This is a genomic window from Nonomuraea sp. NPDC049725 (assembly GCF_040674795.1).
Classification (GTDB): domain Bacteria; phylum Actinomycetota; class Actinomycetes; order Streptosporangiales; family Streptosporangiaceae; genus Nonomuraea; species Nonomuraea ceibae.
Genome location: NZ_JBFANJ010000006.1, coordinates 425,951 through 448,982 on the forward strand (window position 1 = coordinate 425,951; position 23,032 = coordinate 448,982).

The 23,032-nt window shown below is 72.2% G+C and carries 24 protein-coding genes; 6 read left to right on the plus strand and 18 right to left on the minus strand.

Annotation, left to right across the window (positions count from 1 at the left end):
* The first annotated feature begins 22 nt into the window (after nucleotides 1-22).
* Entirely contained in the window at nucleotides 23-1,087 is a 1,065-nt protein-coding gene (locus AB0J53_RS18925) for a protein-L-isoaspartate(D-aspartate) O-methyltransferase (RefSeq protein ID WP_364173698.1), read from the plus strand.
* 147 nt (nucleotides 1,088-1,234) lie between these two features.
* On the opposite strand, the gene AB0J53_RS18930 is transcribed toward AB0J53_RS18925, so the two are convergent.
* Together AB0J53_RS18930 and guaB are read right to left on the minus strand one after the other, a co-directional pair.
* Nucleotides 1,235-2,356: a GuaB3 family IMP dehydrogenase-related protein gene (locus AB0J53_RS18930; RefSeq protein WP_219500509.1), complete on the minus strand. Its 1,122-nt coding sequence runs from the start codon at nucleotides 2,354-2,356 to the stop codon at nucleotides 1,235-1,237.
* Between the two features lie 6 nt (nucleotides 2,357-2,362).
* Entirely contained in the window at nucleotides 2,363-3,844 is a 1,482-nt protein-coding gene (gene guaB, locus AB0J53_RS18935) for an IMP dehydrogenase (protein ID WP_219500507.1), read from the minus strand.
* 502 nt (nucleotides 3,845-4,346) lie between these two features.
* On the opposite strand from guaB, the gene AB0J53_RS18940 reads away from it, so the two are divergent.
* Both AB0J53_RS18940 and AB0J53_RS18945 read left to right on the plus strand, forming a co-directional pair.
* Entirely contained in the window at nucleotides 4,347-5,273 is a 927-nt protein-coding gene (locus AB0J53_RS18940; RefSeq protein WP_308125611.1) for a LuxR C-terminal-related transcriptional regulator, read from the plus strand.
* Between the two features lie 244 nt (nucleotides 5,274-5,517).
* Nucleotides 5,518-5,895, plus strand: a complete 378-nt coding sequence (locus tag AB0J53_RS18945) for a DUF5319 domain-containing protein (RefSeq protein ID WP_219500503.1) — start codon at nucleotides 5,518-5,520, stop codon at nucleotides 5,893-5,895.
* Here AB0J53_RS18945 and AB0J53_RS18950 read toward each other — a convergent pair.
* The 5 genes from AB0J53_RS18950 to AB0J53_RS18970 all read right to left on the minus strand — a co-directional run bounded on the left by AB0J53_RS18950 (nucleotide 5,856) and on the right by AB0J53_RS18970 (nucleotide 9,998).
* Nucleotides 5,856-6,011 carry a hypothetical protein gene (locus tag AB0J53_RS18950; RefSeq protein WP_156325503.1) on the minus strand — a complete coding sequence of 52 codons (156 nt, stop codon included), beginning with the start codon at nucleotides 6,009-6,011 and terminating at the stop codon, nucleotides 5,856-5,858. The genes AB0J53_RS18945 and AB0J53_RS18950 overlap by 40 nt on opposite strands.
* Nucleotides 6,008-6,643, minus strand: a complete 636-nt coding sequence (locus AB0J53_RS18955) for a sigma-70 family RNA polymerase sigma factor (protein WP_156325505.1) — start codon at nucleotides 6,641-6,643, stop codon at nucleotides 6,008-6,010. The genes AB0J53_RS18950 and AB0J53_RS18955 overlap by 4 nt, the downstream gene beginning before the upstream one ends.
* Nucleotides 6,644-6,934: 291 nt before the next feature.
* On the minus strand, nucleotides 6,935-8,554 hold the full coding sequence (groL, locus tag AB0J53_RS18960) for a chaperonin GroEL (RefSeq protein ID WP_219500502.1): 1,620 nt from the start codon (nucleotides 8,552-8,554) through the stop codon (nucleotides 6,935-6,937).
* A gap of 73 nt (nucleotides 8,555-8,627) precedes the next feature.
* Nucleotides 8,628-8,942 carry a co-chaperone GroES gene (gene groES / locus AB0J53_RS18965; RefSeq protein ID WP_197093639.1) on the minus strand — a complete coding sequence of 105 codons (315 nt, stop codon included), beginning with the start codon at nucleotides 8,940-8,942 and terminating at the stop codon, nucleotides 8,628-8,630.
* Nucleotides 8,943-9,113: 171 nt separating this feature from the next.
* Nucleotides 9,114-9,998 carry an NAD-dependent epimerase/dehydratase family protein gene (locus AB0J53_RS18970; RefSeq protein WP_364173705.1) on the minus strand — a complete coding sequence of 295 codons (885 nt, stop codon included), beginning with the start codon at nucleotides 9,996-9,998 and terminating at the stop codon, nucleotides 9,114-9,116.
* Nucleotides 9,999-10,068: 70 nt separating this feature from the next.
* Here AB0J53_RS18970 and AB0J53_RS18975 point away from each other — a divergent pair, with 70 nt between their 5' ends.
* The 3 genes from AB0J53_RS18975 (at nucleotide 10,069) to AB0J53_RS18985 (ending at nucleotide 13,620) form a co-directional block, all read left to right on the plus strand.
* A complete protein-coding gene (locus AB0J53_RS18975) occupies nucleotides 10,069-10,566 on the plus strand; it encodes a MarR family transcriptional regulator (RefSeq protein WP_364173708.1) in 498 nt (165 codons plus the stop codon).
* 33 nt (nucleotides 10,567-10,599) lie between these two features.
* A complete protein-coding gene (locus AB0J53_RS18980; protein WP_364173711.1) occupies nucleotides 10,600-11,772 on the plus strand; it encodes a class I SAM-dependent methyltransferase in 1,173 nt (390 codons plus the stop codon).
* 195 nt (nucleotides 11,773-11,967) lie between these two features.
* Nucleotides 11,968-13,620, plus strand: coding sequence for a hypothetical protein (locus AB0J53_RS18985; RefSeq protein WP_364173714.1), 1,653 nt, complete (start codon nucleotides 11,968-11,970; stop codon nucleotides 13,618-13,620).
* Nucleotides 13,621-13,629: 9 nt separating this feature from the next.
* Here the strand turns inward: AB0J53_RS18985 and AB0J53_RS18990 are convergent, their stop codons facing one another.
* The 11 genes from AB0J53_RS18990 to alr all read right to left on the minus strand — a co-directional run bounded on the left by AB0J53_RS18990 (nucleotide 13,630) and on the right by alr (nucleotide 23,032).
* Entirely contained in the window at nucleotides 13,630-14,502 is an 873-nt protein-coding gene (locus AB0J53_RS18990) for a TetR/AcrR family transcriptional regulator C-terminal domain-containing protein (RefSeq protein ID WP_219500495.1), read from the minus strand.
* Between the two features lie 12 nt (nucleotides 14,503-14,514).
* The gene (locus AB0J53_RS18995; protein ID WP_364173717.1) at nucleotides 14,515-15,777 is read right to left on the minus strand and encodes a carotenoid oxygenase family protein; all 1,263 of its coding nucleotides are present in this window, start codon (nucleotides 15,775-15,777) and stop codon (nucleotides 14,515-14,517) included.
* 75 nt (nucleotides 15,778-15,852) lie between these two features.
* The gene (tsaD, locus tag AB0J53_RS19000) at nucleotides 15,853-16,884 is read right to left on the minus strand and encodes a tRNA (adenosine(37)-N6)-threonylcarbamoyltransferase complex transferase subunit TsaD (protein ID WP_364173720.1); all 1,032 of its coding nucleotides are present in this window, start codon (nucleotides 16,882-16,884) and stop codon (nucleotides 15,853-15,855) included.
* On the minus strand, nucleotides 16,877-17,308 hold the full coding sequence (rimI, locus tag AB0J53_RS19005; RefSeq protein ID WP_219500775.1) for a ribosomal protein S18-alanine N-acetyltransferase: 432 nt from the start codon (nucleotides 17,306-17,308) through the stop codon (nucleotides 16,877-16,879). Before rimI ends, tsaD begins: the two co-directional genes overlap by 8 nt.
* A gap of 11 nt (nucleotides 17,309-17,319) precedes the next feature.
* Nucleotides 17,320-17,958, minus strand: a complete 639-nt coding sequence (gene tsaB / locus AB0J53_RS19010; RefSeq protein ID WP_219500488.1) for a tRNA (adenosine(37)-N6)-threonylcarbamoyltransferase complex dimerization subunit type 1 TsaB — start codon at nucleotides 17,956-17,958, stop codon at nucleotides 17,320-17,322.
* Between the two features lie 66 nt (nucleotides 17,959-18,024).
* Nucleotides 18,025-18,954: a phosphotransferase gene (locus tag AB0J53_RS19015; RefSeq protein ID WP_364173723.1), complete on the minus strand. Its 930-nt coding sequence runs from the start codon at nucleotides 18,952-18,954 to the stop codon at nucleotides 18,025-18,027.
* Between the two features lie 33 nt (nucleotides 18,955-18,987).
* Nucleotides 18,988-19,524 (minus strand): class F sortase, encoded by a 537-nt coding sequence (locus tag AB0J53_RS19020; protein ID WP_219500485.1) that lies wholly within the window; start codon nucleotides 19,522-19,524, stop codon nucleotides 18,988-18,990.
* Nucleotides 19,525-19,526: 2 nt separating this feature from the next.
* Nucleotides 19,527-20,219, minus strand: coding sequence for a hypothetical protein (locus tag AB0J53_RS19025; protein ID WP_357591380.1), 693 nt, complete (start codon nucleotides 20,217-20,219; stop codon nucleotides 19,527-19,529).
* Nucleotides 20,220-20,385: 166 nt separating this feature from the next.
* Nucleotides 20,386-20,847, minus strand: a complete 462-nt coding sequence (gene tsaE, locus AB0J53_RS19030) for a tRNA (adenosine(37)-N6)-threonylcarbamoyltransferase complex ATPase subunit type 1 TsaE (RefSeq protein ID WP_308125610.1) — start codon at nucleotides 20,845-20,847, stop codon at nucleotides 20,386-20,388.
* Nucleotides 20,844-21,893 carry an alpha/beta hydrolase gene (locus AB0J53_RS19035; RefSeq protein ID WP_364173728.1) on the minus strand — a complete coding sequence of 350 codons (1,050 nt, stop codon included), beginning with the start codon at nucleotides 21,891-21,893 and terminating at the stop codon, nucleotides 20,844-20,846. The genes tsaE and AB0J53_RS19035 overlap by 4 nt, the downstream gene beginning before the upstream one ends.
* 5 nt (nucleotides 21,894-21,898) lie before the next feature.
* A complete protein-coding gene (alr, locus tag AB0J53_RS19040; RefSeq protein ID WP_364173731.1) occupies nucleotides 21,899-23,032 on the minus strand; it encodes an alanine racemase in 1,134 nt (377 codons plus the stop codon).

The window sequence follows — 23,032 nt, forward strand, 5'->3', positions numbered from 1 at the left end:
GTCAGAAGGCAGGCGGCGCGAGGTGAGCGCCACCGCCGTGGCGCGGGCGATGGAGGCGGTACCGCGCCACCGGTTCGTGCCCGACGTGGCCTTACACGTCCCGGAGCCGGAGGGGCCGCCACTCCTGATCGACCGCAGGGCCGACCCGGAGGGCTGGTGGCAGGCCGTACGCTCCGCGTCCCCCATCGTCACGCAGCTCGACGACGGGCGCGCCGACCTCCGGACCGCCAAGGGCGGCTACACCTCGTCGTGCTCGGCGCCCGCGACGGTCGCGCACCTGCTCCGCCTGCTCGACGCCGCCCCCGGCAACCGGGTGCTGGAGATCGGCACCGGCACCGGGTGGACGGCCGCGCTGCTGTCACACCTGGTCGGCGCGGCGAACGTGACGAGCATCGAGATCGACCCCGCCGTGGCCGCCGACGCCGCGCGACGCCTGGGCGACGGCCCGCGCCTGATCGTCGGCGACGGCGCCTACGGCTGCCCGGAGCGGGCCCCGTACGACCGCGTCCACGTCACCTGCGGAGTCCGTACGGTGCCGTACGCGTGGATCGAGCAGACCCGGCCCGGCGGCGCGATCGTCGCGCCCTACTGCCCCGGCTTCGGGGCGGGCCACGCGCTGCGCCTGACGGTCATGCCGGGCGGCACGGCGGCCGGGCGCTTCTCCGGCGGCGCCCACTACATGATGATGCGCTCCCAGCGCCCCGCCGAGCTCGGGCCGTGGCGGCGCGAGGACGCGCTGGAGTTCAGGACCCCGGTCGACCCGCGCACCCTGGCCTACGCCCCGCTCGGCGCCGACCTGGCCGTCTCCGCGCTCACCGGGCTGCGCACCAGCGTCTACCAGGAGGACGACTTCTACCGGATGTGGGTGATCGGCGGCCCGGACGAGTGGGCGGCCGCGAGCTGGCAGCCGCACCGCGACGACTACGAGGTCTACAGGTTCGGCGACCGCGACGTGTGGGCGGAGGCGGTCAACGCCTACTTCACCTGGGTGAGCTGGGGAGAGCCCGGTCACGAGCGGTTCGGCATGACCGTCACCCCGGAGGAGCAGCGGGTGTGGCTGGACGAGGCGACGCGGGTGATCGGCTGAGAGGCGGCCCTCGCCTGCTCCCACCAGGCAGGGACCGCCCAGGGAAAATCTTGACGATCATGCGCGGGCGGGACCGGCGACCGGGTGGAGGATTCTCCACCGCGTGCAAAATTCTTTCTACGCGGTGGAGAAATCCTCATCCTGAGATCAGCGCTGGATCGGCGCGACGACGACCTCGACGCGCTGGAACTCCTTGATGTCCGAATAGCCGGTCGACGCCATCGTGCGCTTGAGCGCGCCCATCAGGTTCATCGAGCCGTCGGCCACGCTGGACGGGCCGTGCAGGATCTGCTCCAGTGTGCCCACCGTGCCGAACTCGACCCGCCGCCCGCGCGGCAGGTCGGGGTGGTGCGCCTCGGAGCCCCAGTGGAAGCCGTGGCCGGGCGCCTCGGAGGCGCGGGCCAGCGGCGAGCCCACCATGACGGCGTCGGCGCCGCACGCGATGGCCTTGGCGATGTCGCCGGAGGTGCCCATGCCGCCGTCGGCGATCACGTGCACGTAGCGTCCGCCGGACTCGTCCATGTAGTCGCGGCGGGCCGCGGCCACGTCGGAGATCGCGGTCGCCATCGGCACCGCCACGCCCAGCACGTTGCGGGTGGTGTGGGAGGCGCCGCCGCCGAAGCCGACCAGCACGCCGGCCGCGCCGGTGCGCATCAGGTGGAGCGCCGCCGTGTAGGTGGCGCAGCCGCCCACGATCACCGGGACGTCGAGCTCGTAGATGAACTGCTTGAGGTTGAGCGGCTCGGCCCGCCCCGAGACGTGCTCGGCGGAGACCGTGGTGCCCCGGATGACGAACATGTCGACCCCGGCGTCGATGACCGCCTTGTGATATTGCACCGTGCGCTGCGGCGACAGCCGGACGGCCGTGGTCACGCCGGAGGCGCGGATCTCCTCGATGCGGCGGCCGATCAGCTCTTCCTTGATCGGCGCCGCGTAGATCTCCTGGAGCCTGCGGGTGGCCGCCTCGGCGTCGAGCGAGGCGCACTCCTCCAGCAGCGGGGACGGGTCCTCGTAGCGCGTCCACAGCCCTTCGAGGTCGAGCGGCGCGAGCCCGCCGAGCCGGCCGATCTCGATCGCGGTGGCGGGCGAGACGACGCTGTCCATGGGCGCGACGACGACGGGCAGTTCGAACCGGTACGCGTCGATCTGCCAGGCGATCGAGACCTCTTCCGGATCGCGGGTGCGCCGCGACGGGACGAGGCCGATCTCGTCGAGCGAGTAAGCCCGGCGGCCTGCCTTGCCCCGGCCGATCTCCACCTGCTGAGTCATGCGGTTTTACCTTCTGTGATAGTTAGGAGCTTCCACGGTCATCTGGATGTCGTGGGGATGGCTCTCCTTGAGGCCCGCTGCCGTGATCGGCATGAGCTCGCAGTCGGTGTGCATCTGGGGGATCGTGCGGCAGCCGGAATACCACATGCCCTGGCGCAGACCGCCGACGAGCTGGTGGGCGACCGCCGCGACCGGGCCTCGGTAGGGCACCTGGCCCTCGATGCCCTCGGGGATGTACTTGTCCTCGCCGCCGACCTCGGCCTGGGCGTAGCGGTCCTTGCTGAACGAGGTGCCGCCCCGCTCGCGGTTGCGCACCGCGCCGAGCGAGCCCATGCCCCGGTAGGACTTGAACTGCTTGCCGTTGATGAAGATCAGCTCGCCGGGCGACTCCTCGCAGCCGGCCAGCAGGGAGCCGAGCATGACGCTGTCGGCGCCGGCCGCGATGGCCTTGACGATGTCGCCCGAATACTGCAGGCCGCCGTCGCCGATCACCGGGACGCCGGCCGGGGCGCACGCCAGCGACGCCTCGTAGATGGCGGTGACCTGCGGCGCGCCGACACCGGCGACGACCCGGGTGGTGCAGATCGAGCCCGGCCCGACGCCGACCTTGACCGCGTCGGCGCCCGCGTCGACGAGCATCTGGGCGCCGGCCCTGGTGGCGATGTTGCCGCCGATGACGTCGACCTTGCTGTTGGCCTTGACCTTGGCGATCATGTCGGCCAGGCCCTTGGAGTGGCCGTGCGCGACGTCGACCACGATGGTGTCGACGCCCGCCTCGATGAGCGCCTTGGCGCGCACCTCGGCGTCGCCGCCGACGCCCACGGCCGCGCCCACCACCAGGCGGCCGTCGGCGTCCTTGGTGGCGAGCGGATACTGCTCGCTCTTGGTGAAGTCCTTGACCGTGATCAGGCCGCGCAGCCTGCCGTCGGGGTCGACCAGCGGCAGCTTCTCGATCTTGTTCTTGCGCAGCAGCGCGTAGGCGTCGTCACGCGAGACCCCCACGGGGGCGGTGACGAGCGGCATCTTGGTCATGACCTCGCGCACCGGCCGGGCCTGGTCGGTCTCGAAGCGCATGTCACGGTTGGTGACGATGCCGACGAGGATGCCGGAGGCGTCGGTGACGGGCACCCCGGAGATCCGGTAGGTGGCGCACAGGCGCTCGACGTCGGCCAGGGTGTCGTCGGGGCTGCAGGTCACCGGGTTGGTCACCATGCCGGCCTCTGACCGTTTCACCAGGTCGACCTGCTGGGCCTGCTCCTCGACCGACAGGTTGCGGTGCAGGATGCCGATGCCGCCCTGCCGGGCCATCGCGACCGCCATGCGCGCCTCGGTGACGGTGTCCATCGCCGCCGAGACGAGCGGGATCGACAGCGTGATGCGGCGTGACAGCCTGGTGGCGGTTTCGGCCTCGCCCGGCTGCAGGTCGGAATAGGCCGGCACCAACAGCACGTCGTCGAACGTCAGACCCGTCTGTGTGAACTTGGACATGCTGCGGCCCCTCCTGCCGTTGCGCTGATGCAGCAAGTCTAGGGCCTGCCTCCAAAACGCATGGATGCCGGGAGGACGATGACCCCCACGGTCCGTCGTACTCCCGGCATCCAGCAGAAGTGCCGGGGGACGGAGCGGTCGGTGAGCCGCGCCGTCCCCCGGCCACCGGCATCCGGGCCTGACGCCGCGCACGCCACCGAACCCCCCTCCGCGTCCTGATGGCCGGCGGCGCCGGGCCCTGTAACGGAATGCCGACGCTGAGTTAAGCGTGGGTTACGGAACGGCACAGCGCAATGTGAAAACGTGCAATTGCACGAAGTTGCACCCCCCGCCGGGGCAGTCGGCGCAACCAGCGGACAAGTAAGGAATGCCGGGTTATCCTCGCGGCACGCCGCGCGTTCCCCCCTACGGAGCCCGACACATGCGCAACGAGCACCAAACTGTGCCAGATTCGCTCGAAACGCTAGGCCTCGATCCCACGCAAACGGCCCTTTACACGGCAGTGCTGCGCCTGCACCGCGCCACCCGCACCGAGCTGGCCGAGGCCACCGACGGGCCCGTCGACCAGGTCGCCGACCAGCTCGACGACCTCGTCAGGCTCGGCGTCGTCGACGAGCAGTCCGGCGAGTACCTGGCCCGCCACCCGGCGGCCGCGCTCGGGCGGCTCGTGGCCGAACGGCTCGACCGGCTGGCCGAGGAGAGCCGCCGCATCGACACCGTGCTCGGCTCGATCCGCGGCCTCATCCGCGACTACGACGCCGGCCGCGACCACCGCAGCGGCCCGTTCCCCGTCGAGTCCGCCAGCGGCGCGGACGTGCTGTACGAGAGCGTCATGGGCATGGCCGTGCAGGCTCCCCCGATGACGCTGCTGACCGCGATCCCCGACGAGCGGACGATGGCCGACTTCGCCGCCAAGTTCGTCGAGCCGTGGATCGACGCCCAGCGCCGGGGCCTGCTCGTGGTGCGGGCCGTGCTGCCCGTCGCCACCCTCACCCTGCCCGGGGTCCGCGACCAGCTCACCCGGCTGCTCGCGACCGGCGGCCAGGTGCGCACGCTGGACCGGGTGCCGAGCTGGTTCATGACGGCCGGCAGCGACACCGCCGGGCTGCCCGCCACCTGGGGCGGCAACCTGCCCGACCACGCCTACAACTTCTACCTGATGCGCACCCCCATCGTGGCGGGCATGCTCCGCTCGCTGTTCGAGGAGTGGTGGGGGCGGGCCGTGCCGCTGCCCTGGGAGCGCGGCGGCGGCATGGCGCAGGTGCTGCGGCTGGCCGCGCAGGGCCTGTGCGACGAGTCCATCGCCCGGCAGCTCGGCCTGTCGGTCCGCACCGTACGGGCCAGGTTCGCCGACGCGATGGCCGAGCTCGGCGCCCAGTCCCGCTTCCACGCCGGCGTGGAGGCCGCCCGCCGCGGCTGGCTGACCTGACCCAAGGCCGGCCCAGGCAAGCCTGAGAGCGGGCGTAAGGGCGGGCCCGGGGCGGGTGTGAGGGCAGGCCCGGGGCGGGTGTGAGGGCAGGCCAGCGCAGGCGTGAGGGCAGGCCCGGGGCGGGGGTGAGAGCCGGCGTGAGGGCGGGGCTGAGAGCCGGCGTGAGGGCGGGGCTGAGGGTGTGCGGCGTGGCCGGGTCGGTCAATGCCCACCGCTCGCGCCGCATCGGTCATATGGTGGGAAGGTGCTGGAAGACGTCCCCCGCGACCCGTTCGCGGACGACCCCAACGACCCTTCCGCTGCGATGGGCGAGCTCGGCGAGGCCGAGCCGCTGACCGCCGCCGAGCGCGACGAGGCCATCACCGACCTGGCCGACGTCGAGGTCTTCCGCTCCCTGCTGGAGCAGCAGGGGGTGCTGGGCCTGGTGCTCGACTGCCCGGAGTGCGGCGAGCAGCACTTCTTCGACTGGGACCTGCTGCGCGGCAACCTGCGCCAGATGATCGAGCTGGGCCAGCCCCAGATGCACGAGCCGGCCTTCCAGCCCGATCCGGCCGCCTACGTCACCTGGGAGTACGCGCGAGGCTACGTCGACGGCGTCATCGACACGGAGGAACGCCGCTGATCGAGCACGTCGCCGACCAGGGCCGCGAGCACCCGGGCGGCCGGGTCGCCGCTGTCGGGCAGCTCACCGGCCGCGAGCGCGTCGAGCAGCGCGTCGCTCTCTTCCTCAGGGGTCAAGCCGACTCCAGCTCGGCCATCTGCCTCAGCCTGGCCAGCGCCCGGTGCTGGGCGACGCGTACGGCACCTGGTGACATGCCGAGTACATTACCGGTCTCCTCGGCCGACAGCCCCGACACCACCCGCAACAGCAGCAGCTCGCGCTGGTTGGGCGGCAGCCGGGCGAGCAGCCTGCGGGCGTGCTCGACCTCGATGTAGCGGACGACGGTCTCCTCCGGCCCCGGCCCGTCGTCGGGCCCGTCGGGGAGATCCTGGGTCGGCACGGCCGAGCGCACGGAGCTGCGCAGCGCGTCGGCCACCTTGTGCGAGGCGATCCCGAAGACGAACGACGCGAACGGCCGCCCCATGTCGCGGTATCGCGGCAGCGCGGACAGGACCGCGATGCACACCTCCTGGGCCACGTCGTCGGCAATGTGATATTGCCCCGAAACGCGGCCCAGCCTGGCGCGGCAATAGCGCACCACCATCGGACGCAACTCGCCGAGCAAGGATTCGATCGCACTGCGATCTCCCTGCACCGCGAGGCTCGTCAGTTCTCTTAGGTCGGAGTCATCCGTCCGTGCCGGAAGTCTCGACGCGAGCCTTACCCCAATTTTGGCGTCGGCGACGCTTCCCTCGCTCACGTTAGGCATGATGCCCGGCCCGCTCCGGCCTGTCGTCATGGCGAACGGCTACGGATTGGTCACATTGAAGCGACGATAACCGATAGTAATCGAGTGACAACACTAAGCCTTTATGCCTGGCAGATTGTTTCACGTTATAAGCCAAATGGCACGACATTCGTCAGACCACGGACGCTTAACCCGCACTCCAGGTTTACTCAGATAAACAATATTTCACAGAAAAATGTGACATAGCGCTACAAACAACGAAACGGCCCGCACCGGAATCCGGTGCGGGCCGAAGCGCGTTACAGGCGAACCCTAGTGGCCGTGCCCGTGGCCGTGACCCTGGCCGCCGGCCGGGGCCTCCTCCTCGGGCTTGTCCACCACGAGGGCCTCTGTGGTCAGCAGCATGCCCGCGATCGACGCCGCGTTCTGCACCGCCGAGCGGGTGACCTTGACCGGGTCGTTGACGCCCTGCGCGAGCAGGTCGCCGTACTCGCCGGTGGCCGCGTTGAGGCCGTGGCCCGCGGGGAGCTCCGCCACCTTGTGGGTGACGACGTAGCCCTCCAGGCCGGCGTTCTCGGCGATCCAGCGGGCCGGCTCGACCAGCGCGCGGCGCACGATGTTGACACCGGTCGCCTCGTCGCCCGTCAGGCCGAGGTCGTCGAGGTCCTTGGAGACGTGGATCAGCGCGGAGCCGCCGCCGGAGACGATGCCCTCCTCGATCGCGGCGCGCGTCGCGGAGATCGCGTCCTCGAGGCGGTGCTTCTTCTCCTTGAGCTCCACCTCGGTGGCCGCGCCGACGCGCAGCACGCACACGCCGCCCGCGAGCTTGGCCAGGCGCTCCTGGAGCTTCTCGCGGTCCCAGTCGGAGTCGGACTGCTCGATGGCGAGCTTGATCTCCTTGACCCGGTCCTCGATCGCGGCAGGGTCGCCGGCGCCGTCGACGATGGTCGTGGCGTCCTTGGTGACGACGATGCGGCGGGCGGTGCCGAGCACCTCCAGGCCGACGTTCTCCAGCTTGAGGCCGACCTCCTCGCTGACGACCTGGCCGCCGGTGAGGATGGCCATGTCCTGCAGCATCGCCTTGCGGCGGTCGCCGAAGCCCGGAGCCTTGACGGCGACGGAGGTGAAGGTGCCGCGGATCTTGTTGGTGACCAGGACGGCCAGGGCCTCGCCCTCGACGTCCTCGGCGACCACGAGCAGCGGCTTCTTCGTCTGGGCGATCTGCTCCAGCAGCGGCAGGAAGTCCGCGATGGAGGAGACCTTGCCCTGGGTGAGCAGGATGTAGGCGTCCTCCAGGACGGACTCCATCCGCTCGGAGTCGGTCACCATGTAGGCCGACAGGTAACCCTTGTCGAACTGCAGGCCCTCGGTGAACTCGAGCTCCATGCCCATGGCGTTGGACTCTTCGACGGTCAGCACGCCGTCCTTGCCGACCTTGTCGAACGCCTCGGCGATCAGGTCGCCGATCTTGGCGTCCTGGGCGGAGATCGTCGCCACGTCGGCGATGGCCTTCTTGTCCTCGACCGGGATGGCCGAGGCGAGCAGCCTGTCACTGACGTCCTTGGCGGCCTTGTCGATGCCGCGCTTGAGCGACAGCGGCGAGGCGCCGGCCGCCACGTTGCGCAGGCCCTCGCGGACCATGGCCTGGGCCAGGACGGTCGCGGTGGTGGTGCCGTCACCCGCGATGTCGTTGGTCTTGGTGGCAACTTCCTTGGCGAGCTGGGCGCCGAGGTTCTCGTAACGGTCCTCCAGCTCGACCTCGCGAGCGATGGTGACACCGTCGTTGGTGATCGTCGGAGCACCGAACTTCTTGTCGATGACGACGTTGCGGCCACGCGGGCCGAGGGTAACCTTCACGGCGTCCGCGAGGGCGTTGACTCCGCGCTCAAGCGCGCGGCGGGCGTCCTCGTCGAACTCCAGAATCTTCGCCATTTTGCTGAAAGTCCTCTCCTAGCGTCGAAAGCCCCGGCCGCCTTGGGAGCGCCCGGGGCCCGACACGACCGGCTTACTTCTCGATGATCGCGAGAACGTCGCGGGCGGAGAGCACGAGGTACTCCTCGCCGCCGTACTTGACCTCGGTGCCGCCGTACTTGCTGTAGAGGACGATGTCGCCCTCGGAGACGTCGAGCGGAATCCGCTTGTCGCCGTCCTCGTCCCAGTTGCCCGGGCCCACCGCGAGGACCTTGCCCTCCTGCGGCTTCTCCTTGGCGGTGTCAGGGATGACCAGGCCGGAAGCGGTGGTCTGCTCTGCCTCAAGCGGCTGAACCACGATGCGGTCGCCGAGCGGCTTAACGGGAACCTTGGTGGCGGTCGTCACGATCGGACCTCCCCTTCAGATTTGAATGATCAGAAGAGGCGACCAGCGGGGCCTGCCGTCGCGGGTGCCAGACCTGCCTCGTCGCACAGTTGGCACTCTCAAGGGGAGAGTGCCAACAGGAAACATATGCAAGAGGGGCTTGACAGTCAACACGAACGCGTCAGCTCTGGGCGATCAGGCGTAGGAGCCTTCCGCCAGGTCGGCCACGATCCCGGCCCGGCCGGGGTTCCAGCCCAGGGCCGCCCGGGTGCGCGACGCGCCGATGCGCTGGCTGAGCGCGAGGGCCTGGGCGAATCCCTCCCCCAGCACCCCGGCGGCCTCCGCGAGCGGCCACGGCTCCGCGGCGGCGCCCACGCCGGCCGCCACACCGGCCGCCTCGGCGACGGCGTCCACGGGCACGCCCTCCTCGGCGATGGCGTGGTAGATCCGCGCCTCCCCCTTCTCCACGACCGCGACGAGCAGGTCCGCCAGGTCGTCCACGTGCACGGCCGTCCAGGCGGGCACTCCCCCGGCGGTCACGTACACGCCCGTGCCGCGCCGGGCCGCCTGCTCGCGCAGCAGCGCGGGGATGCCGCCGCCCCGGCCGTGGACGACGCCCGGCCGGACCACCGACCCGCCGCCGTCGAGCACGAGCCGCTCGACCTGGTCGCGGTAGGCGACCAGCGGGACGGGGTCGGCCGGGCTCTCCTCGTCCCCGCCGTCCACCTCGCCGAGCACCCAGACCCCGCTCACGTACGTCACCCGCTTCCCGGAGGCGGCGAGCGCGCCGACGGAGGCCAGGTCGGTCTCCCGGTCGCCGGTCAGCTCGGCGGCGTGCACCACGGCGTCGACGTCGGCGGTCAGCGCGGCGGCGACCGACGCCGGGTCCGCCAGGTCGCCGTGGCGCTCGTCGGCCACCCCGGGCACCCGCCTGCTCCCGTCGGCCGACGGCCGCACCAGCGCCGCGACCTCGTGGCCGCGCTCGATCAGCCGCTCGACCAGCACCCCGCCGATGTAGCCCGTCGCGCCCAGCACCAGCACCTTCATGTCTTCCACCTCGAACACTTCGACGTTGAACACTTCGACACCCAGGAAACTAGCGCGGCTCCCCCAAAATTTCAACGTCGAAGTTTTTGATATCGTCGGACGCATGGAAGACGCCGTCGACGTGATCCTCGGACAGTGGGCGCGGGCCCGCCCCGGCCTGGACGCCTCGCCCATGGGCGTCGTCGGCCGGGTCTCCCGCCTGTCGCGCCTGCTCGAACGCGGCGTGAAGGAGTTCCTGGCCGGGCGCGGCCTGGAGCCCTGGGAGTTCGACATGCTGGCCACGCTGCTGCGCAGCGGCGAGAGCCACACCATGTGCATGAAGGACCTGTCCTCCTCCGCGATGGTCAGCCCCGGCGCGCTCACCAACCGCATGGACCGCCTGGTCGAGCGCGGCCTGGTCGACCGCCGGCCGGCGCCGGGAAACCGCCGCATGATCCTGGTCTCGCTCACTCCCGAGGGGCTGCGCCTGGTCGACGACGTGCTGGAGGGGCATCTCGACAACGAGCGCGACCTGCTGGCCGGGCTCGACGACGACGAGCGCGCCGCCCTGGCCGGGCTGCTGCGCAAGCTGCTCGTCTCCCTGCGCGACACCGATCTCTGAGCCGGCCCGCCGCGTGCACTACCGTCGTACGTCGTGGACCTGGACGCCTTCACCGAGCTGCTGACACCGCGCGGCCTGCGGGCGCTGGCCGAGGCGGAGGAGCTCGCCGGCGCCGACCCGGTCGCGGCGGCCACCCGGCTGCGCCGCACCTACGACGCCGCCCTGACCTCGGCGGCGCTCACCCAGGCGGGGCTGCGCGAGCGGGCCGCCGCCAAGTTCGGCGCCGACGCGGCGCGCATGTTCTTCACCCCGCACGGCCTCGAACAGTCCACCCGCGCCGAGGTCGCCGAACACCGGGCCCGCCGCCTGGCCGAGTGCGGCGCCGGGCCGCGCGTCGCCGACGCCTGCTGCGGCATCGGCGGCGACTTCCTGGCGCTGGCCCGCGCGGGCCGCACGGTCGAGGCCGTCGACGCCGACCCGCTGACCGCCGCCGTCGCCCGCGCCAACGCCGACGCGCTCGGCCTGGGCGAGCGCGTCACCGTGCGGGTGGCCGACGCCGCGACCGTGCGGCCCGAGGACCACGACGTGCTGTTCGCCGACCCGGCCAGGCGCGGCTCGCGGGGCCGCACGTTCGACCCGATGTCCTACTCGCCGCCCTGGCCCGTCGTCCTCGACCTGCTCTCCCGGGCGCGCCTGGCCTGCCTCAAGGTCGCCCCCGGCATCCCGTACGAGTTCATCCCCGCGCAGGCGCAGGCCGAGTGGGTCTCGTACAAGGGCGAGGTGAAGGAGGCCGCGCTCTGGACGGGCGCCGGCGAGCCCGGGCGGCGGGCGACGCTCCTGCCGGGCGGCCACACGCTGACCGCCACCGGGGTCGAGGCCGGCACCGGGCCGGTGGGGCGCTACGTGTACGAGCCGGACGGGGCCGCGGTGCGGGCGCATCTGGTGGGCGAGGTGGCCGAGCTGGTGGGCGGGTGGCTGGCCGACCCGATGATCGCCTACATCTCGGGGGACGAGCCGGTCGACACGCCGTGGGCCGCGCGGTACGAGGTGGTCGAGACGCTGCCGTTCTCGCTCAAACGGCTCAGAGCGGCGCTGCGGGCACGCCGCGTCGGAAATGTCACCATTAAAAAGCGCGGATCGGCTGTGGATATCGAGCGGCTGCGCGGCGACCTCCGGCTTTCCGGTGAAGAATCCGCCGTCGTCATTCTGACGAGGATTATGGATAAACCATCCGTTCTGATCTGCCACCCGTCACGACCTGCGTGAATGACAAATCTGGACGATTCCATCATAAGAGCGATCTTCTCCTTCGCCGATGACGGACCTTGATCGAAAGGCTAAGGTAGCCGGGCGGGAGTTCTCCCCCCTATTGCGGTGAGCCGCGTTCTCCTTCTTTCACTTGCACATCGGACCCAACCCCACCGCCACGCGGCAGACCGTCGACAGCGAAGGAGCCTTTCGGTGGACCATTCCAACCACACCACCACCCTTCTGCAGGCAGGCGGCCAGACCGCCATCTCCGACAGGATGCGGGAGCTGCTGGCGCGTGCCGCCCAGGATCATGTGTACGAACAGCGCACGCAGGGAGCCGTCCTCGACGAGATCCGGCAGCGGCTGGAGGGCATGGAATGGCTCCTCCGCGAGGTGCGCGAGCGTGAGCTCGGCGGGCTGAGCGGCACCCTGGAGACCGTCTCCGGACGGCTCGACGACATCGCCGCCAAACCGCCCATGTGGGCCGAAGGGCTGGCCCAGCACGTCGAGGCGGTGCGCGACCACGTCGACGCCGTCGGCGAGCAGGTCGGCGGCGTCGACACCCGGGTGGACGCGGTCAGCCAGCGGGTCCACCCGATCCTGGAGCTGCCCAAGCTGCGCGCCGACCTCGGCACCGTGTCCGAGAGCGTCGAGGAGGCGCTGAGCCGGCTGCAGTCGGTGCTGGAGGTCACCGACGGAGTGACCCAGCGGATGGGCGAGGTCACCAGCAAGCTGGCGCAGGTCAGCGCCGGCATGGAGGTCGCCGCCGGGCGCTTCACCCGCATCGACAAGTCGCTGGCCGAGCTCCACTCGCGCACCGAGCGGGTCGAGGGCGTGATGCTCGACCTGTCCGACAGCCTCGACGAGCGCCTGGCCCTCGCCGCCCAGCAGCTCACCACCACGACCGAGCAGGTCACGGCCAGGGTCGACGCGCTGGAGGAGCGGCTGCTCGGCCGCCTCGACGACGCCGAGCAGCGGCTCGGCGGACGCTTCGACGGCGTCGACGGCCGGATCGACCGGGTCGACGGGCGGCTCGTCGCGATCGACTCGCGCCTGGAGAGCGTCGACGTGCGCTTCGAGAGCACCGACGAGACGCTGGCCGGGATCGAGGGCCGCCTGCAGAGCCTCGACGGCCGCGCCGCCGCCACCGACACGCGCCTCGACGGCTTCGGCACCCGCCTGGCCTCCGTCGACGGCCGCCTCGGCTCGATGAACGGCGAGCTCACCGGCCACGCCGCCCGCTTCGACGCCCTCGCGCAGAGCCTCACCGGCCACGACAAGCGCCTCGACGCCCTCACCGACCGCCTCCACGGCTACGACGGCCACTTCGACACCCTGGCCAAGCAGCTCGGCGGCCACGACGAGCGCTTCGACCGCCTCGACAGCCGGCTCGGCGAGCACGACGAGCACTTCGACGCGCTCGCCGAGCGCCTCGGCGGCCAGGGCGACCGGTTCGACGCGCTGGCCGAGCGCCTGGCCGCGGCCGAGGAGCACCTGGTCACCCGGGTCGACGGCCTCGACGCCCACCTCAGCGGCCTCACCACCCGCTCCGAGCAGGCCAGCGAGGCCCTGGAGAGCGTCGGCGAGACCATCGGCAGGCTCCCGGCCGCGCTGGCCATCGACGAGCGCATCGGCGAGCTGCTCGACACTCACCGCGACGAGCACCTGGAGCGGCTGACCGAGGCCGCGACGTCGCTCACCGAGGTCGTCCGCTCCCGCCCCGACCGCGACGCGCTGGCCGAGACGGTCTCCGGCATCGTCGAGCCCGCCACAGCCGACCTCAACAAGCGCCTGGGAGCCCTGGAGGAGACCATGCTGGCCCTGGCCGAGGCCCTGCTGCGGCCGACCCGCGCCAAGGACTGACGCGGCCGCTCAGCGCCGCGGCGTGATGACGGTCGACAGCCCGTCCAGCACCCGTTCGAGACCGAACGCGAAGATCGTCTCCAGGTCGATCGCCACCCTGGGGTCGGTCACCTGCTTGATGAGCCGTCCCTCGACCGTCAGGCGCCGCGACATCCACTGCGTGCTGGTCAGCCCGGTGTCACGCTCGGCGTCGGTCTCGCTCTCGATGTTGACCGCCGTGCCGCGCACGTAGTTGACCAGGGTGGCGTAGACGAGCAGCCGGGTGTCGGCGGGCAGCCCGAGGTCGTCCAGCGCCCGCAGCGACCACTGGGCGTAGGCCACCATGCCGGGCAGCACGATCGGCCGGGTGACCGACACCACCCGGGGCAGCCACGGGTGACGCTGGTAGGCCGCCCACTGCAGCCGGGCGGCCACCCGCAGGTGCGAGCGCCAGCCCGGCGGCGGCTCGGGATAGTCGATCTCGGCGAACGCCGCGTCGGCCATCAGCCGGGCCAGCTCGCCCTTCGACTCGACGTGGCGGTAGAGCGACATGGTCGCCACGCCGAGCCGGGAGCCGACCGAGCGCATGGACAGCGAGGCCAGCCCGTCGACGTCGGCGATCTCGATGGCGGCGCGGACGATCCGGTCGCGTTCGAGCGTCTCGGCGGAGCGCCTGGGGGCGGCCTGGGCGGCGACGACGGAGCCCACCCGGGGCGCCGACTCGATGACGCCCGCCTGCTTGAGCGCGGTCAGCGCCTTGGTGGCGGTCGCCATCGCCACGCCCCACTCCCGCATGATCGCCCTGGTCGTGGGGACCGGGTCACCGGGTCGCAGCTCGCCCTCGGCGACGCGCCGCTCGATGTCGGCGACGATCCGCTGGTAGGGCGGACGGGGGTCGGTCACGATCCAACAGTGTCACACGGGCTCGGGCAGCCAGCTGCCGTGCAGCCCGAGCGGCACCCGTACGGGAAGGTGGATCCTGGCGACGGGGGCGCCGGTGAAGTCCTGCGCCGACAGGATCACCAGGTCGCTCGCGCCGCGCTCCGGGTCGGACACGTACGTGAGCAGGTAGCCGTCGTCCTCGCCGGTCCCCGTGGCGGCGAACACGGCCTCGCCGACCGACTCGCCCCGGCCGAAGCCGTGCACCTCGGTGGTGCCGCGGTCCAGGTCGTGCTTGACCAGGGCGTTGGTGAAGGCGTCGTCGGGAGGCGCGCCCGCGGGCGTGAACGGGATGCCGTACAGGTCCGTGGCCGCCGCGTAGCCGTAGCGGTGGCGGCGGGAGGTGCGTGACTCGTTCAGGCGCGGGAAGTCCTGCGGCCGGTCGTCGAGGCGCCGCTGGACGACCCGGTCGGTCTCGATCGTCCACCGGTCCAGGGCGGGGCGGATGCCGCCGGGGTCGGCCGGGTCGAACGGCCCGTCGGCGGTGACCAGGTCCACGACGATCGCGCCGCCGTCCTCGTAGGCGTTGAGCGTGTGGCTGACGTGCACCGGGTCGATCTCCAGCCAGCGCACCTCGCCTCCGGCGCGCGGCATGACGCCCACCCGGGTGGGGTGCCCGGGCAGCCAGCGGCACTCGAACCCGTCGAACCCGAGCGGCGTGTCCCACAGGACGACGTGGTTCTCGGTGAGCGCGAAGTCGTGCATGAACGGCGTCCGCGTGAGCGGGATCGACGTGCTCGCCACCACGGCGGCGTCGGGGCCGGTCACGATGTACTGCACGAAGCTCTGGCCCACCTGGTACGACAGCGAGTGCAGCGCGCCGGTGAGCGGGTCGTGCTTGGAGTGGGCGCCGGCCGTGAAGCCCTCGGGGGTGCCGCCGAGCGCGCACACGCCCACCGTGCCGAGCTCGGCGTCCAGCTCGGCCGGCGGCAGCCCGCCCTCCGCCAGCGCGAACGTGCGGGCGGCGTGCTCGATCACGTGCACCATCGGCCCGTGGCCGGGCGTGCGGACCCAGCGGTTGCGGTACCACTCGGCCCGGCCGTCGCGCAGCCGCACCCCGTGCACCATGCCCTGACCCATGCCCCAGATGTGCACGGCGGGGTCCTCGATGCCCAGCGGGTTGGGGCCGTTGCGCAGGTAGCGGCCGTTGAGCTCGGCCGGCACACGCCCGGTGACCGGCAGGTCGTAGGCCGTGACTTCCTCGGTGACGGGCGCGAACGGGCCCTCTGTGTACTTCATGCTGACAACGTACGCAGAGGGCCCGGAAAAGCCTTCCCAGCAGGGGAAATTCCCCCGAGTTGCACTAGTGCAGGGTCACACGTGGACGGTGGTGATCGGCAGCGAGGAGTCGGCCGGGATCTCCAGCGTCGACGGCGTCACCCCGGCCGCCACCAGGTCGGAGCCGAGCGCGGCGACCATGGCGCCGTTGTCGGTGCACAGGCCGGGCCGGGGCACCCGCAGCCGGACGCCCGCCGCGTCGCACCGCTCCTGGGCCAGCGCGCGCAAGCGCGAGTTGGCCGCCACGCCACCGCCGATGAGCAGGTCGTGCACCTCGTACTTCTTGCACGCCTGCAGCGCCTTGCGGGTGAGCACGTCGACCACGGCCTCCTGGAAGGAGGCGGCCACGTCGGGCACGTGGATGCGCTCGCCGGACGACTCGCGGGCCTCCACCCAGCGGGCGACGGCGGTCTTGAGCCCGGAGAAGGAGAAGTCGAGCGTGCCGTCGTCCATCTTGCCGCGCGGGAAGGCGACGGCGGTGCCGGAGCCGTCGCGGGCGGCCCGGTCGATGTGCGGCCCGCCGGGGAACGGCAGCCCGAGCACCCGCGCCACCTTGTCGAACGCCTCGCCCGCCGCGTCGTCGACGGTCGAGCCGAGCGAGATCACGTCCTCGGCCACGTCGGGCACCAGCAGCAGCGAGGAGTGGCCGCCGGAGACGAGCAGGGCGATGCACGGCTTGGGCAGCGGCCCGTGTTCGAGCTGGTCGACGGCGACGTGCGCGGCCAGGTGGTTGACGCCGTAGAGGGGCACGCCGAGGCCGAGCGCGTAGGACTTGGCGGCGGCGACGCCGACGAGCAGCGCCCCGGCCAGCCCGGGGCCGGCGGTGACGGCGATGGCGTCGATGTCGGAGAACTTCAGCCCGGCGGCGGACAGCGCGGCCTCGACCGTCGGCGTCATGGCCTCCAGGTGCGCCCGCGAGGCCACCTCCGGCACCACGCCGCCGAAGCGGGCGTGCTCGTCCATGCTGGAGGCGATGGTGTTGGCCAGCAGCGTGTGGCCTCTGACGATGCCGATGCCGGTCTCGTCGCAGGACGTCTCGATGCCCAGGACCAGGGGTGCGTCAGCCATCCAGCTTCCTTCTCATCATGATCGCGTCGGTGCCGTCCTCGTAGTAGCGGCGGCGGGTGCCGATCTCCTCGAACCCGAAGTGCGTGTAGACGCCGCGGGCGACCGGGTTGTCCTCGCGCACCTCCAGGAAGATCTCCCTGGCTCCCCTGCGGCCGGCCTCCTGCAGCAGGGCGGAGAGCATGGCGCCGCCGACGCCGGTGCCGCGGTGGGTGTCGAGCACCGCGATCGTCTGCACGTCGGCCTGGTCGGCGGCGACGGCGAGCCCGGCGTAGCCGACGATCTGCTCCTCGACCAGGGCCACCACGTAGTGGCGGGTGCGCGGCTGGTCGGCCAGCTCGCCGCGCATCATGCCCTCGCTCCACGCGTCGCGCGGGAACGTGGCCCGCTCGATCGCCATGACCGCCGGCAGGTCGGCCTCGGTCATCTGCCGCAGCTTCACGCCGTCACCTTCTTGGGCGCCCCGGGCACCACGGCGTCGGGGCGGCGCAGGTAGATCGGGCGCGGCGGGTCGAGCGGGGCGCCCGCCGCGATCCGCTCGGCCGCGAGCGCGGCCAGGAACCCGGCGTACGGGTAGGCGGGGGCGACGGCGGGGCCCAGGACGTCGCGGTAGAGCTCGGCCCCAGCCACCGGCAGCCCCTCGACGGGCACGTCGGCGGGCCGGTCGACGTGCGGGCCGTCGACCCTGGTGCGGCGGTCGGAGTAGCGGGCCCAGAAGACCTCCTTGCGCCGCGCGTCGGTGGCGACCAGGAACGGCTCCTCCAGCCCGGACCCGTAGGCGACGGCGTCGAGCGTGCAGATGCCGTGGGCGGGCACGCCGAGGGTGGTCGCCAGGCCCTGCGCGGTCATCAGCCCGACGCGCAGGCCCGTGTAGGGGCCGGGGCCGCTGCCCGCGACGACGGCCGTGACGTCGCGCAGCGCGACCCCCGCCTCGGCGAGGACGCGCTCGACGGTGGGCACGAGCAACTCGCCGTGGCGGCGCGCGTCGATCGTGGTGGATTCGGCGAGCACCCGCTGCCCGTCGTGAAGGGCGGCGGTGACGGCGGGCGTCGCGGTGTCAAAGGCCAGGACCAGCACGACTGCTTAGCCTACCGGCCCGACAGGTCAGACCCGGCCGCTCCGCCGATTCGGCCTGCCGGTGCTTCAGGACCAGCCGGTCCGCTGTCTGAGCCATTCCAGCGCCACCACGCCCTGGGCCCGCTGGAAGGCGCGCAGGGTCGGCAGGCCGGGCGGCGCGGGCTGGCGGGACTGCCGGACGAAGAAGCCGGTGAGGGCGGTGACGGCCTTGGTGACGTCCGGGTCGGGGTCGGGCAGCAGCTCGTGCGGCGGCGGCCCGCCCTGCATGCCGACCGACGGCAGCATCGCCACCCGGTCGTACCAGGCGGCGGCCCGCGACGCCCACGGCCAGTCGACGACGTAGACGCGCCCGTCCGAGATGAGCACGTTGTCGGCCCGCAGGTCGCAGTGGGCCAGCGTGTCGCCCGTCGCCGCCTCGGCCCAGCCGGACTCCAGCTCGGCCAGCGCCGGCAGGTGGCGCAGCGCCCACGGGTCGAGCCCGGTGGTGTCCTCGCCGAGCAGCCTGCGCCAGCCCTGGAAGGACTGCCCCATGACCTCCCCGATCGGCGGCACGTCCACCGGTGACGGCGTGAGGGCGGCCGACATCCGGTCGACGGCGTCGAGCACCAGGTCCAGCTCGTCGCGCCGCCACGGCATGGCCGGGTGGCGGCCTTCGACGTCCTCGAACGCCATCGCCACCCACCCGTCGAGCTCGAACGCGTCGAGCAGCCGGGGCGCCGGCACCGAGGCGGGCAGGGCGGCGGCGACCCGGGCCTCGGCCCGGTAGATGCGCACCGCCTCGGCGTTCGGCTCGGGGCCGACGGCCTTGACGAAGGCCCGGCGGCCGTTGGCGGCGCGCAGCCGAACGGCGGCGGCCGGAGAGAAGCCGCCCTCCTGGGTGACCGCCTCGGCGACGGGCGCGCCGAGCAGTTTCTCGACCGCCTCGCGGACGCCCGGGTGCACCTCGGGCCAGGGCACCCGGGAGCCGGACGCGGGCGGGCTGGTGTCCACGCTCATGCCCTCCATCGTCACAGAGGGCGCAACCGGTTTTCAGGCCTCGCTGGCGTACACGATGATGTTGTCCAGGTACTCGCCCTTGGCGTAGTCGAACTTGCCGCCGCAGGTGACGAGCTTGAGCCCGTCCTCGACGTAGACCTTGCGCAGCGGGAAGTCGTCCTTGTGCACCTGCTCGATCGCGGTGACCTTGTACTCGACGACCTTGCCGTCGCTGCGTTCGACCTTGACCGTCTCGCCCTTGCGGACCTGGCGGAGCTTGTAGAAGACGGCCGGCGAGGTCTTGGTGTCGACGTGGCCGACGATGACGGAGGCGCCCTTCTCGCCCGGCACGGCGCTGCCGGTGTACCAGCCGGCGACCTTGGGCTTCTCGTACGGCGGCAGCTCGACCTCGCCGTCCTTGAGCCCGAGCTTCATCAGCGGCGCCTCGACGTCGATCGAGGGGATGTCGATGCTGCGGGGCACCACGCCGGCCGCCGTCTCCTCGGGGGCGGACTGCATGTTCTTGCCGAAGGCGACCAGCACGAGGCCGGTCACGGCGCCCGCGAGGACGACCCGTCCCGAACGCGCCATCTTCAGGACCGGCGGCGCTTGACCGCGATCCCGATCCCGGCAGCGGCGGCGACGCCGAGCGCCAGGCCCACGGGCACGAGCGGGATCGACGAGCCCTCGTCGACGTCCTTGCCGAAGGTGCCGCCGCCGCCCGCCCTGGGCGCCTTGGTGGGCACGTCGTCGGGCAGCGGCTCGGGCGCGCGGACGCGCAGCGTGGCCCGGCCGACGTGGTTGGTGCCGTCGCACTTGACGTCGACCCGGTAGGAGCCGCGCCGGACGGTGCCGTTGACCTGCGCCTGGCCGCGCACCCAGGCGCCGCCCGCCCGGGCGCCGGTCGGCGAGGGCGAGGAGGTCGCGGCGTCGGCCGGGTTGAGCGTGACGCCGCTGACGAACGCCCGGGAGGTCGCGGTGCCGCTGTGGGCGGGGCCGCCGGTGGGCTCGGGGCAGTTGGCCAGCACCCACACGGTCGAGGTCTCGCCCGCGGTGACGCGGTCGGGGTTGAGCTGGACCAGGATGGACGGCCGGGTGGCCGCCGGGCTCGCCGTCGAACTGGTGGTGGCGGTCGGCGCCGCCGTGGGGCTGCCAGTGGGACTGCCGGTCGGACTGACCGTCGGGGAGGCCGACCCCGACGGCGGTGTTTGCGCCTCCGCCGAACAACCGGCGAGGCCGATCATGAGGATGGCTCCCGCGTACGCGACCTGGCTGACCCTGAGCACCGCCGCACCCCACTCCGCCGTCTTTCACCAAGCATCCACCAGTTTTCGTGGATGCCGCCCCTCCTGATACCCAGAATTTCTGGGCCAACCCTTACCAATGATCATGTTTCATGTCATCGGCGTGATACGTCAAGGGTGACAGGATCACCGGGGCATGGCGGTGGTTTTACTCTTGTGCCCCTTCAGACGGCGTGTCGTCGGCCCAGCGGGCGCCGACGCCGCGCAGGGTGACCAGGCGGGCCTCGTCACCCGCCTCGCGGTCGATGTGGATCTCCAGCCGGTCGTCGGACAGCCCCTCGACCAACCCCTCGCCCCACTCGACGACGGTCACCGAGTCTTCCAGCGAGGCGTCGAGGTCGAGGTCGTCCACCTCCAGGTCGCCGCCGAGCCGGTAGGCGTCGACGTGGACCAGCGGCGGCCCGCCGGCCAGCGACGGGTGGACGCGGGCGATGACGAACGTGGGCGAGGTGATCGGCCCGCGCACCTTCAGGCCCTCGCCGATGCCCTGCACCAGCGTGGTCTTGCCGGCGCCGAGCGGCCCCGACAGGACCACCAGGTCGCCGGGCCGCAGCCGGGCGGCCAGCCGGGCGCCGAACGCGCGCATCTCCTCGGCGGTCGGCAGCCTCACAGCGCCACCCTCTTGATCAGGTCGCGCAGCGCGTCGTTGACCACGCCGGGCCGCTCGAGCTGGAGCAGGTGCGAGGTGTCGGGCACCTCGGTGAGCTGGGCCTTGGGCAGCGCCTCGGCCATCGCCCGGCTGTGGTCGGGCGGGGTCAGCCAGTCCTTGTCCCCCACCAGGATCGCGGTGGGCACGGGGTCGAGGACGTGCAGCGCGGACAGCTTGTCGTGGTCCATCAGCGCCGGGTAGAAGTCGGCGACCACCTCGGTCGGCGTGCCCCGGATCATGGACTCGGCGAAGTCGACCACGGTCGGGCTGACGTTCCTGGAGTCGCCGAAGCCCATGTAGCGGGTCATGAGGAAGGCGATGTCGCTGCCCGCGTGGCGGGTGCGGTCGATGAACGAGCCGCGGCGGCCCAGCATCGACACGGTCGTGGGGGCCAGCTTGTGCACGACCTTGGAGGCCAGCGCGGGCAGGCCCAGGGTCAGCTCGGCGAGCTTGCCGGCCGAGGTGGACAGCAGGGCCACGCCGCGCACCTTGTCGCCGAACAGCTCGGGGCGGCTGTCGGCCAGCGCCATGATCGTCATGCCGCCCATGGAGTGGCCGACGAGCACGCAGGGGCCGGGCACGTACTGCTCGATGACCTCGGCCAGGTCCTGGCCGAGCCGGTCGATCGTGCTGTCGTCGGCCGCGCCGCGCTGGGAGCGGCCGTGGGAGCGCTGGTCCCACAGCACCATGCGGTGCTGCTCGCGCAGCTCGCGGCGCTGGTAGTGCCACGACTCCAGGTTGAGGCAGTAGCCGTGGCAGAAGACGAGGGTGAGCGGCGCGTCGTCGGGGCCGTCGACCTCGACGTGCAGCGCCTTGCCGTCGGAGGTGATCAGCGTGTGCTCGCGCCCGCGCAGCTCGCCGAACGGCTCACTCGCCTCGGTGTCGGGGCGCAGCCGGATGCGGCCGACCGCGTAGCGCTTGGCCATGGCGGCCGCGGCGATCCCCGCGGAGGCGGCGCCGACGAGCGCGCCCGCGATGCCGACCTTCCGCCGTGTTGTCGTCGTCATGTCCCTCAGCCTTCGTACACCCTCGGCACCCGAGCGCCGATCCTCGTCACGATCTCATGAGTGATCGTGCCGAGGGTATCGGCCCACTCCTGGGCGGTCGGCTCGCCCTGACCGCCCGGCCCGAACAGGATGACCTCGTCGCCCGCGGCCAGCGGGTCGTCACCCACGTCGATCATGAACTGGTCCATGCACACCCGACCGGCCACCAGCCTGCGACGGCCTCCCGCCAGCACCTCGGCCCGCCCCGTCGCGTGCCGCAGGATTCCGTCGGCGTACCCGAGCGGCACCAGGCCAAGCGTCGTCTCGCGATCCGTGATGTAAAGGTGTCCGTAGGACACTCCGGAGTCCTCAGGGACGCGTTTGGCGAGGGCGATGCGGGCCGTCAGCGTCATCGCCGGGGTGAGCCCGAAGTCGCCCGCCTCGGGGATCGGGCTCAGCCCGTACATGGCGATGCCGGGCCTGACCAGGTCGTAGTGGGTCCGGGGCAGGGTCAGGATGGCGGCGGAGTTGGCCAGGTGCCTGATCACGTGGGAGCCGCCGGCCCCGGCCTGCTCGGCCAGCTTCAGCGCCGTCTCGAACGCGTCGATCTGCGCCTCGATCGAGGAGTGGCCCGGGATGTCGGAGCAGGCGAAGTGCGACCACAGCCCGGTGACCTCGACGGCGCCCTCGGCCTGCAGCGCGACCGCTCTGGCCACCAGGGCGGGCCAGGCGGCGAGCGGGGCGCCACCGCGGCTCATGCCGGTGTCGGCCTCCAGGTGGACGCGGGCGGTGACGCCGGTGCGGCGGGCGGCGGCGGCGATCTCGCCGAGCAGCTCCTCGCTCGCGGCCGACAGCTCGACGTCGGCCCGCAGCGCCTCGTCCAGGGGCTCGCCGGGGGTGAGGAGCCAGGCCAGCACGGGGGCGGTGACGCCGCCCTCGCGCAGCGCGAGCGCCTCCCTGACGAACGCGGTGCCGAGCCGGCTCGCGCCGCCCTCCAGCGCGGCCCGTGAGGCGGGCACCAGGCCGTGCCCGTAGGCGTCGGCCTTGACGGCCCCCATGAGCTCCGCGCCTGAGGCGCGGTCCTTGAGCAGGGCCACGTTGTGCCTGATCGCGGCGAGGTCGACGCGCGCCTGCGCGGGGGTCGCCGTCCGGGAGTCCAT